Here is a 13,738-nt window from a genome sequence, read left to right as displayed (position 1 = left end):
AGACGTCGGGCTACGGCCGCTGCTTCGGCTTCGGCTCGTCGACCTCGCCCCTGCGGTGCACCCGGGCGGCGAGCAGACCGCCGAGGAAGCCGAGGACGAGGCCCCAGAGCAGGGCGAAACCGGCCGTCTTCCAGACGTGGGGCCGCAGCACCACCTCGCCGCCGAGGGAGTCGAGTTCGCCGATGCCGAGGACCGAGAGGCCGAGGCGGGCCTCGACCAGGGTCAGCGGCGCCGCGACCAGCATGGTCAGCGCGAACGCGACGCCGAGGTGCAGGGAGTGCTGCCAGAGCCGCACCCGGGCCGGGGAGCGGACCGCCGCGACGAAGGCCACGGCGAGGACCAGGACGGCGGCGATCGGCAGCAGCCACCACGCCCGTCCGTCCTGCGCCGCGAGCGAGTTCAGGTCGATGGTCGAGAGGTCCGTGCTGTCGCCGTCTCCGCCGCCCTGGCGCAGGACGGCGTCGAGGACCTGCGGCATGGGCAGTCCGAAGGGACCGTCGACCCTGCCCTCCCAGGAGCCGCCGATGCCCACGCCGAGGGCGAGCCAGGTGACGTTGGGCAGGCCGAGCAGGAGGACGGCGAAGGTCTCGGCGGGGTGGCCCTTGGTCGCCGCGACGACCACGCCGATGACGAGGCCCGCGACCACGTACGCCAGGAGCAGGAGCAGCATCGCGTACGCGGCGGGCCTGACGGGTTCCTGGTAGCGGACGAGCCGGGACGGCAGCGGGGTCCTGCGGGAGACGAGGAGGGCGACCACGATCACGCCGAGGATCCACAGGAGCCCGTAGAAGAGGGTGGGCCCGATGTCGGTGCGGAAGCCGACGGTGGGGTTCACGGCGTCGAGGAGCTCGCCGAAGAGGTCCTCGATGGATCCCGTCTGCTCCCCGCCGCCGATGGAGATGCGGAAGTCGTGCCGGGCGAGCGCCGAGAGGCCCGCGAGGGCCACCAGCCACAGGACGACGGTGGTCGCGGCGCGCAGCAGGAGTTCGCGGGATCCGGTCACGGCGTGGTGGCGCAGGGGCCGCAGGAAGAGATAGCCGGTGACCAGTGCGCCCACCAGGGTGACGGTGAGGGGCATGGCGGTCAGTTCGGCCTGGGTTCCGGCGAGGGCCCCGGCGTCGCCGGAGAGTTCGATCGTGCCGCCCGCGGCCATGACGACGACGGCTGCGAGGACGGCGGCGAAGCCGCCGGGCAGGTCGCCGGCGCCCGCGGCCCAGAGGCCGAGGCCCGCCGTGACGCCCATCGCGACGAACCCGGCGACCACCGCCGCCAGGGACTGGAGGCCGATGCGGGCGAGGAGCCCGTTGGGGGTCGCCGCGGGGCGTGTGGGGGTGGGGAGCCGACTGCTCACGCTGACCACGCTAGTACCGGAGACGGTCGGCCGCTTGCGGGACGCCCTCCGCGCGCTCTCGTCCGGGGACGCCCCTCCGGGTGCTTCCGCTTGCGGACGGGCACCGTTCGGCGCACACAATGGGCCCGGAACGGAAGAAAGGGAAAAACGTGACTTCCCACCCGCCGTCCGGCCCGCCGTCGGTTCCTCCCGCAGGTCCCCCCTCCGGCCCGCTCTCGGGCCCGAGCACACGCCCGGGAGTCGGTGGCCCGCCCACGCCCCCCGGACCACCCCACGGCGGTACGGGGGGCGGTTCGGGCGGCGGCGGTTCGTCGGGCGGCTCGGGTGGCGGTGACTCCGGCGGCGGTCCGGGGAACGGCGGAGCCGGTGACGGCGGATCGGGCGCTCCCGGCAAGGGCCCCGGCAAGGGCCCCTGGTGGCGCTCCGTCCCCAAGGTCGCCTCCGTGACCGCCGTGCTCGTGGCGGCCGCCGCCCTGGCCGTCGTCCTCACCAACCGCCCCGACGGCAACGGCGACACCGCCGGATCGGGTGGCGGCGAGGTCTTCCTCCAGAACGCGGCCGCGACCGGGCCCGACCCGTTCACCCCGTCGACGGCGCGCAACGACGCGGCCTCCGCCTCGCCGGCCTCGCTGCCCCCCCGTACCGGCTCGGCGACCCCCGAGGTGTCGGGGTCGACGCCCGGCCTCTACGGCGGTACGCGGTCGGTGGCCAGCTGCGACGTCGAGCAGCAGGTGCGCTACCTCTCCGGCGAGCCCGCGAAGAACGCGGCCTTCGCCTCGGTCCTGGGCATCTCCGCCGACGAGGTGCCGGGCTACCTGCGCTCCCTGACCCCGCTTCAGCTCCGTGCCGACACCCGGGTGACGAACCACGGCTTCCGGAACGGTGCCGCCACCACGTACCAGGCGGTGCTGCAGGCCGGGACCGCCGTCATGGTCGACGGCCGGGGCGTGCCCAGGGTGCGCTGCGCGTGCGGCAACCCGCTGACCGATCCGGTGGCGCAGAAGTCACCGCGGACGACGGGCACACCGTGGCAGGGATACAGCTCCGAGCAGGTCGTCGTGGTGGCGCCCTCGGTGACGGTCGTGAACGTCTTCGTGGTGTACGACCCCGAGAGCGACAGCTGGTTCGGGCGGACGCACGGCGACACGGGCGGGAAGGACAAGCCGACCCCGCCGCCTCCCCCGCCGCCCAACGTGTCCCCGTCGACCTCGGCGCCGACCTCCGCGTCCCCGTCCACCTCGGCCTCCACGTCCCCGCCGCCCTCGGAGTCGGCGTCCTCCCCGTCGACGTCCACCTCCGACACGCCCCCGTCGGCCGACACGGTCTCGCCCGACACGGTCTCGCCGGACACGTCACCCGACTCCCCCGACTCCTCGCCCGCCGCGCCGCCGGAGTCGCGGTCCGCGCCCGTCACGGACGATTCGGCGGGTTCGACCGTCAGCGGACCGGCCGACGGTTCGGCCCCCGGGTCGGACTCCGCCTCGCCTCCGGCCCCCGGTCCGGCAGCGGCACCGTGGTCCCGGTCCGCCGCCTCCGCCCCTCAGCCCGTGGCCTGATCCAGGCCATCGCGGCCACCCGTACCTCCGTGCCCGACCGGTCCCCTTCGACCGGGCACGGAGGTACGGGCGTTCCGGCGCGGGACACGGGCCTCGCCCGGGAACGGCGTGGGCGCGGGCGCCCGCCCCGCCTTGGTGCGAAGGGCGCGCAGCAGGGCCGCGACCGGCAGGGGCCGGGCCGCCCGGTCCTCCGCTCGCAGCTGCCACATCCGCTCGTCGCGGTCGGTGAAGTGTCCGGACATCGGTCGTCTCCTTTCCCTCGGGGAGGGTGGCAACCAGGCCACTGGACCGGAGTCTGTACTCTGATTGGCCCGGACAGCAGAGCCAATGAGGAGTGATTGGCATGGCAGTGGCACGCGTCGTCCACACAGCGGACCGGACCCTGACGGGCCGCCAGCTCGCCTCGCTCCTCACCCCGCCCCCCGAGGGCCGGTTCGGCTACCGGGAGCTCGCTCGGGCCGTACGGGAGGCGCTGCTCGACGGGCGGGTGGCCCTGCGGCTGCGGCTGCCCGCCGAGCGAGAACTCGCCACGGTGCTCGCTGTGAGCCGGACGACGGTGACCGGGGCGTACGACCTGCTCCGGGAGAGCGGTTACGCCCACAGCCGGCGCGGGGCGGGCACCTGGACCGCGCTCCCCGACGGTCAGGCCCCGACCTCCCTCGGCGCCTTCCACGACGACGCCGGGGCGACCGTCGACCTCGCGCTCGCGGCGCCGGAGGCCCCGGCGGAGGAGTTCTCCGCCGCGCTCGCCGCCGCCGCGGCCGAACTCCCCCGCTACACCGGTACGCAGGGCTACCACCCGTACGGGCTGCCCGCGCTGCGCGCCGCCGTCGCCGCGCGCTACACGGCACGGGGCCTGCCGACCCTCCCGGAGCAGATCCTCGTCACCACGGGCGCGCAGCAGGCGCTCTCCCTGGTGCTCGCGATGCTCGGCCGGCCCGGTGACCGGGTGCTGGCCGAGAACCCCTCGTACACCAACGCCCTCGACGCGATGCGGGGCCGCATGCTCCGGGTCACCCCGGTGCCGGTCACGGAGACCGGTTGGGACACCGGGCTCGTCGACGCGGCGCTCCGGCAGACCGCGCCCCGCCTGGCCTATCTGATCCCGGACTTCCACAACCCGACCGGGCACCTGATGCCGCAGGAGCAGCGGCGGGACCTCGCCCGGTGCGCGCGGGCCACCGGGACCTGGCTGGTGGTGGACGAGACGCTGACCGACATCGCCCTGGACGTGCCCGTCCCGCCGCCTTTCGCGGCGACGGCCGCCGGGGGCGACGGCGAGCAGATCGTCTCCGTCGGCTCGCTGAGCAAGAGCTGCTGGGGCGGGCTGCGGGTCGGCTGGGTGCGGGCCGCGTCCCGGGTCGTGACCGAACTGGCCCGGGTGCGGATCACGGCCGATCTGTCCGGTTCCGTACTGGACCAGCTGGTCGCCGTCGCCCTGATGGACCGGCTCGACGTGATCCTGCCCCGCCGCGTCGAGGAGCTGCGGCTGCGCCGGGACGCGCTGGTCACGGCCCTGGCCCGGCACGTGCCGGAGTGGCGGTGGACGGTGCCGCCCGGCGGGATGTGCCTGTGGGTCGACCTGGGCCGCCCGGTCGCCTCCTCCCTCGCGGCCCGCGCCCTGCGGCACGGGGTGCGGGTGGAGGGCGGGGCCCGGTTCGGGGTGGACCCCGGCACGCACGAGCACCGGCTGCGGCTCCCGTACACGCTGCCGGAGGACGTGTACGAGCCGGCGGCGGAGCGGCTCGCGGCGGCCCTCGACGGGGCGCCGGGCGGCTTCGGCCATCCGGCGCTGCCGGACTGGGTGGCCTGAGGGCCGGGTACGGGCCCGCCCCGCCACCCATATTCGGATGCCCGCCCGCCCGGGGTCCGTGTACGGTCCACCGAGTGGAACCATTGACCGACAAACAGATCCGCTCGTCCTTCGTGAACTGCACCAAGGGCGAGGCGGCACGTCTGAAGCTACCGCTCGACTTCACCGAACTCCCCTGGGAGGACCTGGACTTCCTCGGCTGGGTCGACCCGGGTGCGCCGCTCCGCGCGCACCTGGTCGTCCCCGGTGCCGACGGCCCGGTCGGCGTGACCCTGAGGGTGCCGGCCGCCGGCCGGACCAGCGCCATGAAGTCGAGCATGTGCCAGGTCTGCCTGACCGGGCACGCCTCCTCAGGCGTCACCCTGCTCGTGGCCCCGCTCGCCGGGAGCCGCGGCCGTGAGGGCAACACGGTCGGGATCTACCTCTGTGCCGACCTGGCCTGCTCCCTGTACGTCCGGGGCAGGCGGGAGCCGAAGCTGCGCGGCCGGCGCCACGAGGAGTCCCTCACGCTCGACGAGCAGGTCGCCCGCCTGACGGGCAACCTGGCCGCCTTCGTGGGCCGGGTGACAGCGGGCTGAGGCCGCTGCCGGGCCCAGGAGGGGCGGTGACTGCCGGGCTGAGGCCGCCGCGAGCCTCAGGGCCGGCGGGAGGCCCGCCGCGGCCCCTCCGGTCCGGCGAGGCCGCCGCGGCCCGCAGGCTCAGCGGAAGGCCTGTTCGCCCGTGAGCGCCTTGCCGATGACCAGGGAGTGGACCTCGCTCGTACCCTCGTAGGTGAGCACCGACTCCAGGTTGTTGGCGTGGCGCAGCACGGGGTACTCCAGGGTGATGCCGTTGGCGCCCAGGATCGTGCGGCACTCGCGGGCGATGGCGATGGCCTCGCGCACGTTGTTCAGCTTGCCCACACTGACCTGCTCGGCGGTGAGCGCGCCCGCGTCCTTGAGCCGCCCCAGGTGGAGGGCGAGCAGCATGCCCTTGCCGAGTTCGACGGCCATGTCGGCGAGCTTCTGCTGGGTCAGCTGGTAGGAGGCGAGCGAGCGGGCGAAGACGATCCGGTCGCGGGCGTACGAGATGGCCGTCTCCAGGCAGTCGCGGGCCGCGCCGAGCGCGCCGAAGACGATGCCGAAGCGGGCCTCGTTGAGGCAGCCGAGCGGCCCGGAGAGGCCCCGGGCCTCCGGCAGCATCGCGTCGGCCGGCAGGCGCACGTCCTCCAGGACGAGTTCGCTGGTGACGCTGGCCCGCAGCGAGAGCTTCTGCTTGATCTCCGGGGCGCTGAAGCCGGGGGTGCCGGCCGGGACGAGGAATCCGCGGACGCCGTCCTCGGTACGGGCCCAGACGACGGCGACGTCGGCCACGGAGCCGTTGGTGATCCACATCTTGGTGCCGTTGAGGACCCAGTCCGAGCCGTCGCGCCTGGCGTGGGTCCGCATGGCGCCCGGGTCCGAGCCGGCGTCGGGCTCGGTGAGGCCGAAGCAGCCGATGTACTCGCCCGTCGCCATCCTCGGCAGCCAGCGCCGCTTCTGCTCCTCGGAGCCGTACTTCCAGATCGCGTACATGGCGAGGGAGCCCTGGACGGAGACGAGGGAGCGCAGGCCCGAGTCGACGGCCTCCAGCTCCAGACAGGCGAGGCCGTACGCGACGGAGTTGGTCCCGGCGCAGCCGTAACCCTCCAGGTGCATCCCGAGCACACCGATGCCGCCGAGCGTGCGGGCGAGTTCGCGGGCGGGGATCTCGCCCTTCTCGAACCAGCCGGCGACGTGCGGGCGCAGCTCGCGGTCGGCGACGGCGCGCACGGTGCGGCGGATCTCGCGCTCCTCGTCGGTCAGCAGTCCGTCGACGGCGAGCAGGTCGAAGGGGTGGACGGGTGCGGAGCTGGACTGCGTCGACGACTGCGGCGACTTCACGGACGGCCTCCTGGCGGCTGTGGCGACTCGGCGAGCCGAAGCGTAGCGTCAGACCGGATATTGGATCCAGTATTGAAAATCCGATACCCGAACCGTACGGTGCGACCGAATCCGATCGCCAGTGAGGGAGAGCGGAATGCGCGCAGCTCAGCCGGGGACGACCACGGCGGGTGCCCTGGCCGGGATCGTCGTCGCCGACTTCGGCCGTGTCCTCGCCGGGCCGTACATGACGATGCTCCTCGCCGATCTGGGCGCGGACGTGATCAAGATCGAGCGGCCCGGTTCGGGCGACGACACGCGCGCGTGGGGACCGCCGTTCGCCGACGGCGAGGCCACCTACTTCCTCGGGGTGAACCGCAACAAGCGGTCCGTCGCGCTCGACCTCACCGACACGGCGGATCTCGCGGCGGCGCGGGCGATCGTGGACCGGGCGGACGTCCTCGTGGAGAACTTCCGCCCGGGCACCATGGAGAGGCTCGGCCTCGGGTACGAGGAGGTCCGGGCGGCCAACCCGGGGCTCGTCTACTGCTCGGTGACCGGTTTCGGGACCGGTGAGGGCGCCCGGCTTCCCGGCTACGACCTGCTCGTCCAGGCCATGGGCGGCCTGATGAGCGTCACCGGCGAACCGGACGGTCCCGGTACGAAGGCCGGCGTCGCCCTGGTCGACGTCGTCACCGGGCTCCACGCGGGCCTCGGCATCCTCGCCGCCCTCCGGCACCGCGAGCGGACCGGCGAGGGCCAGCGGGTCGAGGTCTCCCTGCTCTCCTCGCTCCTCTCGGCGCTCACCAACCAGGCGTCCGCCCACCTGGGGGCCGGCGTCGTGCCGCGCGCGATGGGCAACCGCCACCCGAGCATCGCCCCGTACGAGGTGTTCGAGGCGCGGGACCGGCCGCTGGTCCTCGCCGTCGGCAACGACCGGCAGTTCCGGGCCCTGTGCGCGCGGCTCGGCCTGCCCGGGCTCGCCTCCGACCCCCGTTTCGCGACCAACACGGCCCGGGTCGCCCACCGGGAGGAGCTGGTCGCGGCCCTCGCCGGGCCGCTCTCCACCCGTACCGCCGACAGCTGGTTCGAGGAGCTGACCGGGGCCGGTGTGCCGTGCGGGCCGATCAACGACCTGGCCGCCGCCTTCGACCTCGCCGACCGGCTGGGGCTCGCGCCGCGGGTCCCGGAGTCCGCGGCCGGCCCCGGCCAGGTCGCCCACCCGATCCGGCTCGGCGCCACCCCGGCCACCTACCGAGCCGCTCCCCCGCGCCTGGGCGAACACACGGAGGACGTGCTCACGGCGGGGGACGGCACGGACGCGGCCGCCGCACGGAGCAGGTAGCCCCGCGCGCGTAGGAAGATGGTCGGCACCGGGTGCGGCGACGCGCCGGTGGGCAACGCGAGGGAACGGAAGGTCACAGGCGATGAGCAGCGCGGTGCAGAGGCGGCGGCCGCAGACCGCACAGCAGTTCGTCCTGGAGGAACTGCGGCGCGCCATCACCAGCGGGGAGCTCAGGCCCGGCGGGCAGATCCGCCAGGACGCCCTCGCGGCGCGGTTCGAGGTGAGCCGGGTGCCGCTGCGCGAGGCCCTGAAGGCCCTGGAGGCCGAGGGTCTGGTCGTCCATCACATACACCGGGGGTACTTCGTCGCGGAGCTGTCGCTCGCGGACCTGGAGGAGATCTACCGGATTCGTGAGCTGCTGGAGACGGAGGCCGTCCGGGTGGCCGTACGCCGCATGCCGGAGGACACGGTGGCCACGCTCGAACGCGTCCAGCGCGAGGTGGAGCGGGCCGCCGACCTGGGCGACGTGCCGGCGATGGCCGCCGCGAACCGGCTCTTCCACTTCACCCTCGTGGAGGCGTCGGGCATGCCGCGCCTGGTCCGCCTCATCGCGACCCTGTGGGACTCGACCGACGCGTACCGCTCGCTGTACTACACCGAGGGCAGCCACCGGAAGCAGGCCGTGCGGGAGCACCGCGCCGTCATCTCGGCCCTGCGCCACGGCGACGAGGAGGCCACCGTCCACTGGCTCGACCAGCACCGGGCCCACGCGGTGGCGGCACTCCGCGACGTCCTGGCTCCGGAGCGGGACCGAGACCTCCCGTAAATCCGGATGCCGGGCACCGGGCCCCCCTCGTAGGCTCCCGGCATGCATCACGGGGGTTTGATCAACATCGTGGACGTCGAGGCGACCTGCTGGGACGGTGTGCGACCGCCCGGCGCGGTCAGCGAGATCATCGAGATCGGGTTGACCGTGGTCGACCTGGAAGCCGGTGAGCGGGTCTCCCGGCACCGCGTCCTGGTCCGGCCGGCCCGTTCGCGGGTCAGCGCGTTCTGCACCGAACTGACCGGTCTCACCCAGGAAGAGGTGGACACCGGCCTGGAGTTCGCCGCCGCCTGCCGGCTCCTCGCGACCGCCTACGAGGCCGGCGCGCGCCCCTGGGCGAGCTGGGGCGACTACGACCGCAACCAGTTCACCCACCAGTGCCGGGTCACCGGCACCCCGTACCCCTTCGGCCGGCACCACACCAACGCCAAGGCCGTCTTCACCGAGTCGTACGGCCTGCCCAGGCGTCCCGGCATGGCCCGCGCCCTGGAGGTCGCGGAGCTGCCGCTGGAAGGGCGTCATCACCGGGGCGAGGACGACGCCTGGAACATCGCGGCCCTCGTCCTGCGGCTCGCGGCACGCGGCGCCTGGCCCACGGGCGGGGCCGGGGCGGTTCCCTAGGCGGCTCCGCCGCCCCGGGCTGCGGTTACCCTGGCGCCGGACCCGAGGAGGAACCATGGGGCGGATGCCGTCGGCCGAACGACGCAGGCAGCTGGTCGAGGCGGCGATCAGGGCGATGACCAGGGACGGCGTCGCCCGGACCACGACACGGTCGATCTGCGCCGAGGCGGGGGTCTCGCTGAGCGTGTTCCACTACTGCTTCGAGTCCAAGCAGGCCCTCCTGGAGGCCGCGATCGAGACGATCACCGGCAACTACGTGGCGCGGGTGATGTCGGCGGTGGAGCCGGGTGCCACCCTGCGCGCGACCGTGCGGGGCGCGCTGCAGACGTACTGGGACCACGTCACGGCGCATCCGGGGGAGCACATGCTGACGTACGACCTCACCCAGTACGCCCTGCGGGAGCCGGGGTTCGAGCACCTGGCCCGCGCGCAGTACGAGCAGTACGTGGTGTCGGCGGGCGCCCTGGTCGAGCAGGTCCGGGCGCTGCGCGGGTTCGAGCCGAGGGTGCCGGTGGAGACGATCGCCCGGTACCTGGCGGCGGTGATCGACGGTCTCACCCTGCAGTTCCTGGTCCTCGGTGACGAGAAGAACGCCGCGACGCAGCTCGACCTGACGGCCGATCAACTGGTGCTCCTCATCGAGGGATGACCACCGATCGGGCCATGCGCCCGAACGGAGACGCTCCTTCCGGCGGGGCTCTCGCCCCCGTCAACAGGTCATCCGTCCCGGACTATTGACTCACTCCGTCAACACCGCGATCCTCGGGGCGCCCGGTACACCCCCACCGACCGGAGGCATCGCTGACCATGACTCGACCCCTCTCGCGCGGGACCGGCGGCAGATCCGCCCTCCTGGCGTTGTTCCTCGCCCTGGCCGCCGTCCTCTTCGGCTCCGGTCCCGTCCCGGCCGCCGCCGCCTCCGGTTCGTGGTGGGATCCCGCCTCCCGCCCCGCGGCCGACTCACAGATCAACGTCACGGGCGCGCCGTTCACGGGAACGGACGCGCAGGGCAAGGTGCGCGGCTTCGTCGACGCGCACAACCACCTGATGTCCAACGAGGGCTTCGGCGGCCGGCTCATCTGCGGCCAGACGTTCTCCCCCGCGGGCGCCGCCGAGGCGCTCAAGGACTGTCCCGAGCACTACCCGGACGGCTCGGGCGCGCTGTTCGAGAACCTCACCGGCGGCGCGAACGGCACGCACGACCCGGTCGGCTGGCCGACGTTCAAGGACTGGCCGGCCCACAACTCCCTCACCCACCAGCAGAACTACTACGCCTGGGTGGAGCGCGCCTGGCGCGGCGGGCAGCGGGTCCTCGTCAACGACCTGGTGACGAACGGCCTCATCTGCTCGATTCTGCCCCGGGACCGCAGCTGCGACGAGATGACCTCGATCCGCCTCCAGGCCAGGAAGACGTACGAACTCCAGGAGTACGTCGACGGGATGTACGGCGGCCCCGGAAAGGGCTGGTTCCGTATCGTCACCTCCGCCGCGCAGGCCCGCTCGGTGGTCGAGCAGGGCAAGCTCGCGGTCGTCCTCGGCGTGGAGACCTCGGAGCCGTTCGGCTGCAAGCAGATCCTCGACGTCGCCCAGTGCGGCAAGGAGGACATCGACCGGGGCCTGGACGAGCTGTACGGGCTCGGGGTGCGGAGCATGTTCCTCTGCCACAAGTTCGACAACGCGCTCTGCGGAGTCCGCTTCGACTCTGGGACGATCGGCGCCGCGGTCAACATCGGCCAGTTCCTGTCGACGGGCACCTTCTGGGCCACGGAGAAGTGCACGGGCCCGCAGCACGACAACCCCATCGGGCTCACGGCCACACCGGCGATGGCGGCCAAGCTGCCGGCGGGGGTGAGCGCCCCCTCGTACGCCTCCGACGCGAAGTGCAACACCCGCGGTCTGAGCCGGCTCGGCGAGTACGCCCTGCGCGGCATGATGGACCGCGGCATGATGCTGGAGCTCGACCACATGAGCGTCAAGGCCGCCGGGCGGGCGCTCGACATCCTGGAGTCCGAGGAGTACCCGGGCGTCCTCTCCAGCCACAGCTGGATGGACCTCGACTGGACCGAGCGGCTCTACCGCCTCGGCGGTTTCGTCGCCCAGTACATGCACGGCGCGGAGGGCTTCGTCGGCGAGGCGGGCCAGAAGGCCGCGCTGCGCGCCAAGTACAAGGTAGGTCTCGGCTACGGCACCGACATGAACGGTGTCGGCGGCTGGCCGGGACCGGTCGGGACCGGGGCGCCGAACTCGGTGACGTACCCCTTCCGCAGCTTCGACGGCGGCTCGGTGATCGACCGTCAGGTGACCGGTCAGCGGACCTGGGACCTGAACACCGACGGGGCCGCGCACCACGGCATGGTCCCCGACTGGATCGAGCAGGTACGGCTCACCGGCGGCGGTCCGTCGGTCGTGAACGAGCTGGCCGACGGCGCCGAGTCGTACCTGGGCACCTGGAAGGCGACCGAGAACCACGAGCCCGGCGTCAACCTCGCGGCGGGAGCCGCCACTTCGGCCAGTTCTTCGGAGTGGAACCCCTTCACGAGCCACGCCCCGGGCCGTGCCGTCGACGGCGACGTCGGCACGCGCTGGGCCAGTGACTGGTCGGACGACCAGTGGATGGGCGTGGACCTCGGCGCCGTGCGCCGGGTGGGCAGGGTCACCCTCGACTGGGAGCGCGCGTACGCGCGCCAGTACCGGATCGACGTGTCGGAGAACGGCACGGACTGGCGGACGGTGTGGTCCACGGACGCCGGGGACGGCGGGTACGACACGGCGGAGTTCGCGTCGACGCCCGCCCGGTACCTGCGCGTCCACGGCGAGCGGCGGGCGACCAAGTGGGGCTACTCGCTCTACGAGGTCGCGGTGCACAGAGCCTGACCGTCGCGGACGGTGGCGGGGCCGGGTGGATCACCGGACGATCCACCCGGCCCCGCTGTCCGGACGCCCCGTCGTCCCACTCCCGCCCCCGGTGCGAGATCATGGGATCCGGAACCCAGAAGGGACGGAACGGACGATGAGGCACCGCAGTGTCGCCGACCTGATGACGCCGACCGCGGTGGCGGTGCAGCCGGGGACGTCCTTCAAAGAGATCGCCAGGCTGCTCGACGAGTACGGCATCACCGCCGTCCCCGTCGTCGACGAGGAGAACCGGCCGGTGGGCGTCGTATCCGAGGCCGACCTGCTGCGGCGGCACACCGCCAAGGACGGGCCGAGTTCGGCGGAGGCGATGATGTCCAGCCCCGTCGTCACCGCACGGCCCTCCTGGACCGCGGTCGAGGCGGCCCGCCTGATGGAGCGGCACCGGGTCAAGCGGCTGCCGGTGGTGGACACGGACGGCCGGTTGATCGGCGTGCTGAGCCGGAGCGATCTGCTCCAGCTGTTCCTGCGGCGCGACCGGTCGATCCAGGAGGAGATCCGCGAGGACGTCGTCATCCGAATCCTGCGCCTCTCCCCCTCCGCCGTGCACATCGACGTCGACGAGGGCCGCGTCACGCTGAGCGGCACGCTCGACCGCCCGGGGCTCGGCCCGGTCATCGTCCGGCTGTGCGAGACGGTGGACGGCGTCGTAGAGGTGACGGACCGGCTGACGTACGAGGAGAGCCGGGCCGAAGCGGGCGGAGAAGGCCGAGAGGGCCAGGGAGAGGCCGAGGGCGAGGACGTGGTCCGCGGGTAGGGGTGCGGGCGTCGCCCTCCGGTCCGCCCAGCGGCGGGTGTACGGGGCCTCACGGCGTCCTTCGCCGCCGCCCGGCGGCGGGTGGTGGTTCGCCGACCTCCGCCGGGGTGGTGGTCCGCCGGGCTCCGCCGGGGGTGGTGGTCTCGTCAGGAGACCGCCTCCGGCCAGCCGTACCCGGGTCCGGTGTGCTGGGGAACGGTTCCGGCGCCCACCGCCTCCATCTCCCGGTTGGCCTCCCGCATGAGCTTGCCGGCCAAGTCCTTCATCGCCCGGCTCGCGGCGAGTTCGTCGCCGATCGCCGGGACGTCCGCGTCGGCCGGGTTGCAGCGGGCCGAGCCGTGACCCGTGAGGGTCGAGGTGCCGGTGGTCAGTCGGGCCTCGGCCTTGGTCCTGCCGCCGTCCTCGACCAGTTCCACGCCGACCGTCCATTCCAGGGTGCGGGTCATGGTCCGCCTCCTCGCACGCTTCCGATACCTCCAGGATCCATCGGCCGGGGCCGGGGCGCACGGGGACGGGGAGGCGATGCCCGCCGGGTCTCAGGGGGCGCGGAAGAGACGCGGAGGCGCGGGGCGAGCCAGGGACTGCGTCCCCAGCCGAGCGCCTTGCCCCGGGCCCTCCCGGGCCAGGGGTCGATCCGGCCCAGGGCGAGGAGGAGCCGAGGACGGCCGGGCGCCAGGCGCCGAGCGGGGTGGTCAGCGGCTCGCCGCGCCACGGCGAGCTCCTCGGCCGTCCTCCC

General features: G+C 73.6%; 13 protein-coding genes. 9 read left to right on the top strand and 4 right to left on the bottom strand.

Features of this window, described 5'->3' with window-relative positions:
• Positions 1 to 10 precede the first annotated feature (10 nt).
• A complete protein-coding gene (locus tag ACRRSS_RS15435; RefSeq protein WP_435971782.1) occupies positions 11 to 1,360 on the bottom strand; it encodes a streptophobe family protein in 1,350 nt (449 codons plus the stop codon).
• 110 nt (positions 1,361 to 1,470) lie between these two features.
• Here ACRRSS_RS15435 and ACRRSS_RS15430 point away from each other — a divergent pair, with 110 nt between their 5' ends.
• The gene (locus ACRRSS_RS15430) at positions 1,471 to 2,907 is read left to right on the top strand and encodes a DUF6777 domain-containing protein (protein WP_435971781.1); all 1,437 of its coding nucleotides are present in this window, start codon (positions 1,471 to 1,473) and stop codon (positions 2,905 to 2,907) included.
• On the opposite strand, the gene ACRRSS_RS15425 is transcribed toward ACRRSS_RS15430, so the two are convergent.
• Positions 2,892 to 3,149, bottom strand: coding sequence for a hypothetical protein (locus ACRRSS_RS15425; protein ID WP_435971780.1), 258 nt, complete (start codon positions 3,147 to 3,149; stop codon positions 2,892 to 2,894). The genes ACRRSS_RS15430 and ACRRSS_RS15425 overlap by 16 nt on opposite strands.
• A gap of 101 nt (positions 3,150 to 3,250) precedes the next feature.
• On the opposite strand from ACRRSS_RS15425, the gene ACRRSS_RS15420 reads away from it, so the two are divergent.
• Both ACRRSS_RS15420 and ACRRSS_RS15415 read left to right on the top strand, forming a co-directional pair.
• Positions 3,251 to 4,720: a PLP-dependent aminotransferase family protein gene (locus ACRRSS_RS15420; protein ID WP_435971779.1), complete on the top strand. Its 1,470-nt coding sequence runs from the start codon at positions 3,251 to 3,253 to the stop codon at positions 4,718 to 4,720.
• A 74-nt stretch (positions 4,721 to 4,794) separates the two neighbouring features.
• A complete protein-coding gene (locus tag ACRRSS_RS15415; protein ID WP_435971778.1) occupies positions 4,795 to 5,298 on the top strand; it encodes an FBP domain-containing protein in 504 nt (167 codons plus the stop codon).
• Between the two features lie 120 nt (positions 5,299 to 5,418).
• On the opposite strand, the gene ACRRSS_RS15410 is transcribed toward ACRRSS_RS15415, so the two are convergent.
• Positions 5,419 to 6,621 carry an acyl-CoA dehydrogenase family protein gene (locus ACRRSS_RS15410; RefSeq protein WP_435971777.1) on the bottom strand — a complete coding sequence of 401 codons (1,203 nt, stop codon included), beginning with the start codon at positions 6,619 to 6,621 and terminating at the stop codon, positions 5,419 to 5,421.
• 136 nt (positions 6,622 to 6,757) lie between these two features.
• Between ACRRSS_RS15410 and ACRRSS_RS15405 the strand changes: the two genes are divergently transcribed.
• The 6 genes from ACRRSS_RS15405 (at position 6,758) to ACRRSS_RS15380 (ending at position 13,002) form a co-directional block, all read left to right on the top strand.
• Positions 6,758 to 7,945 carry a CaiB/BaiF CoA transferase family protein gene (locus ACRRSS_RS15405; RefSeq protein ID WP_435971776.1) on the top strand — a complete coding sequence of 396 codons (1,188 nt, stop codon included), beginning with the start codon at positions 6,758 to 6,760 and terminating at the stop codon, positions 7,943 to 7,945.
• A gap of 82 nt (positions 7,946 to 8,027) precedes the next feature.
• On the top strand, positions 8,028 to 8,711 hold the full coding sequence (locus ACRRSS_RS15400) for a GntR family transcriptional regulator (protein ID WP_435971775.1): 684 nt from the start codon (positions 8,028 to 8,030) through the stop codon (positions 8,709 to 8,711).
• 42 nt (positions 8,712 to 8,753) lie between these two features.
• The gene (locus ACRRSS_RS15395) at positions 8,754 to 9,332 is read left to right on the top strand and encodes an exonuclease domain-containing protein (RefSeq protein WP_435971774.1); all 579 of its coding nucleotides are present in this window, start codon (positions 8,754 to 8,756) and stop codon (positions 9,330 to 9,332) included.
• 55 nt (positions 9,333 to 9,387) lie between these two features.
• Positions 9,388 to 9,981: a TetR/AcrR family transcriptional regulator gene (locus tag ACRRSS_RS15390; protein ID WP_435971773.1), complete on the top strand. Its 594-nt coding sequence runs from the start codon at positions 9,388 to 9,390 to the stop codon at positions 9,979 to 9,981.
• 158 nt (positions 9,982 to 10,139) lie between these two features.
• The gene (locus ACRRSS_RS15385) at positions 10,140 to 12,206 is read left to right on the top strand and encodes a galactose-binding domain-containing protein (protein WP_435971772.1); all 2,067 of its coding nucleotides are present in this window, start codon (positions 10,140 to 10,142) and stop codon (positions 12,204 to 12,206) included.
• A 136-nt stretch (positions 12,207 to 12,342) separates the two neighbouring features.
• Positions 12,343 to 13,002: a CBS domain-containing protein gene (locus ACRRSS_RS15380; protein WP_435971771.1), complete on the top strand. Its 660-nt coding sequence runs from the start codon at positions 12,343 to 12,345 to the stop codon at positions 13,000 to 13,002.
• 146 nt (positions 13,003 to 13,148) lie between these two features.
• On the opposite strand, the gene ACRRSS_RS15375 is transcribed toward ACRRSS_RS15380, so the two are convergent.
• Positions 13,149 to 13,448, bottom strand: coding sequence for a DUF1876 domain-containing protein (locus ACRRSS_RS15375; RefSeq protein WP_435971770.1), 300 nt, complete (start codon positions 13,446 to 13,448; stop codon positions 13,149 to 13,151).
• Positions 13,449 to 13,738 lie beyond the last annotated feature (290 nt).

The sequence above is a fragment of the Streptomyces sp. Qhu_M48 genome (assembly GCF_051305195.1).
Taxonomy (GTDB): domain Bacteria; phylum Actinomycetota; class Actinomycetes; order Streptomycetales; family Streptomycetaceae; genus Streptomyces.
The sequence above is the reverse complement of the archived record's forward strand: the minus strand, read 5'-3'. Positions and strand labels throughout refer to the sequence as shown.

What these genes read in the sequence shown, in the direction of transcription:
- ACRRSS_RS15430 (WP_435971781.1), top strand. Translation starts at nt 1,471, where the DNA reads ATGGGCCCGGAACGGAAGAAAGGGAAAAACGTGACTTCCCACCCGCCG.
- ACRRSS_RS15425 (WP_435971780.1), bottom strand. Translation starts at nt 3,149, where the DNA reads ATGTCCGGACACTTCACCGACCGCGACGAGCGGATGTGGCAGCTGCGA.
- ACRRSS_RS15420 (WP_435971779.1), top strand. Translation starts at nt 3,251, where the DNA reads ATGGCAGTGGCACGCGTCGTCCACACAGCGGACCGGACCCTGACGGGC.
- ACRRSS_RS15405 (WP_435971776.1), top strand. Translation starts at nt 6,758, where the DNA reads ATGCGCGCAGCTCAGCCGGGGACGACCACGGCGGGTGCCCTGGCCGGG.
- ACRRSS_RS15400 (WP_435971775.1), top strand. Translation starts at nt 8,028, where the DNA reads ATGAGCAGCGCGGTGCAGAGGCGGCGGCCGCAGACCGCACAGCAGTTC.
- ACRRSS_RS15395 (WP_435971774.1), top strand. Translation starts at nt 8,754, where the DNA reads ATGCATCACGGGGGTTTGATCAACATCGTGGACGTCGAGGCGACCTGC.
- ACRRSS_RS15390 (WP_435971773.1), top strand. Translation starts at nt 9,388, where the DNA reads ATGGGGCGGATGCCGTCGGCCGAACGACGCAGGCAGCTGGTCGAGGCG.
- ACRRSS_RS15385 (WP_435971772.1), top strand. Translation starts at nt 10,140, where the DNA reads ATGACTCGACCCCTCTCGCGCGGGACCGGCGGCAGATCCGCCCTCCTG.
- ACRRSS_RS15380 (WP_435971771.1), top strand. Translation starts at nt 12,343, where the DNA reads ATGAGGCACCGCAGTGTCGCCGACCTGATGACGCCGACCGCGGTGGCG.
- ACRRSS_RS15375 (WP_435971770.1), bottom strand. Translation starts at nt 13,448, where the DNA reads ATGACCCGCACCCTGGAATGGACGGTCGGCGTGGAACTGGTCGAGGAC.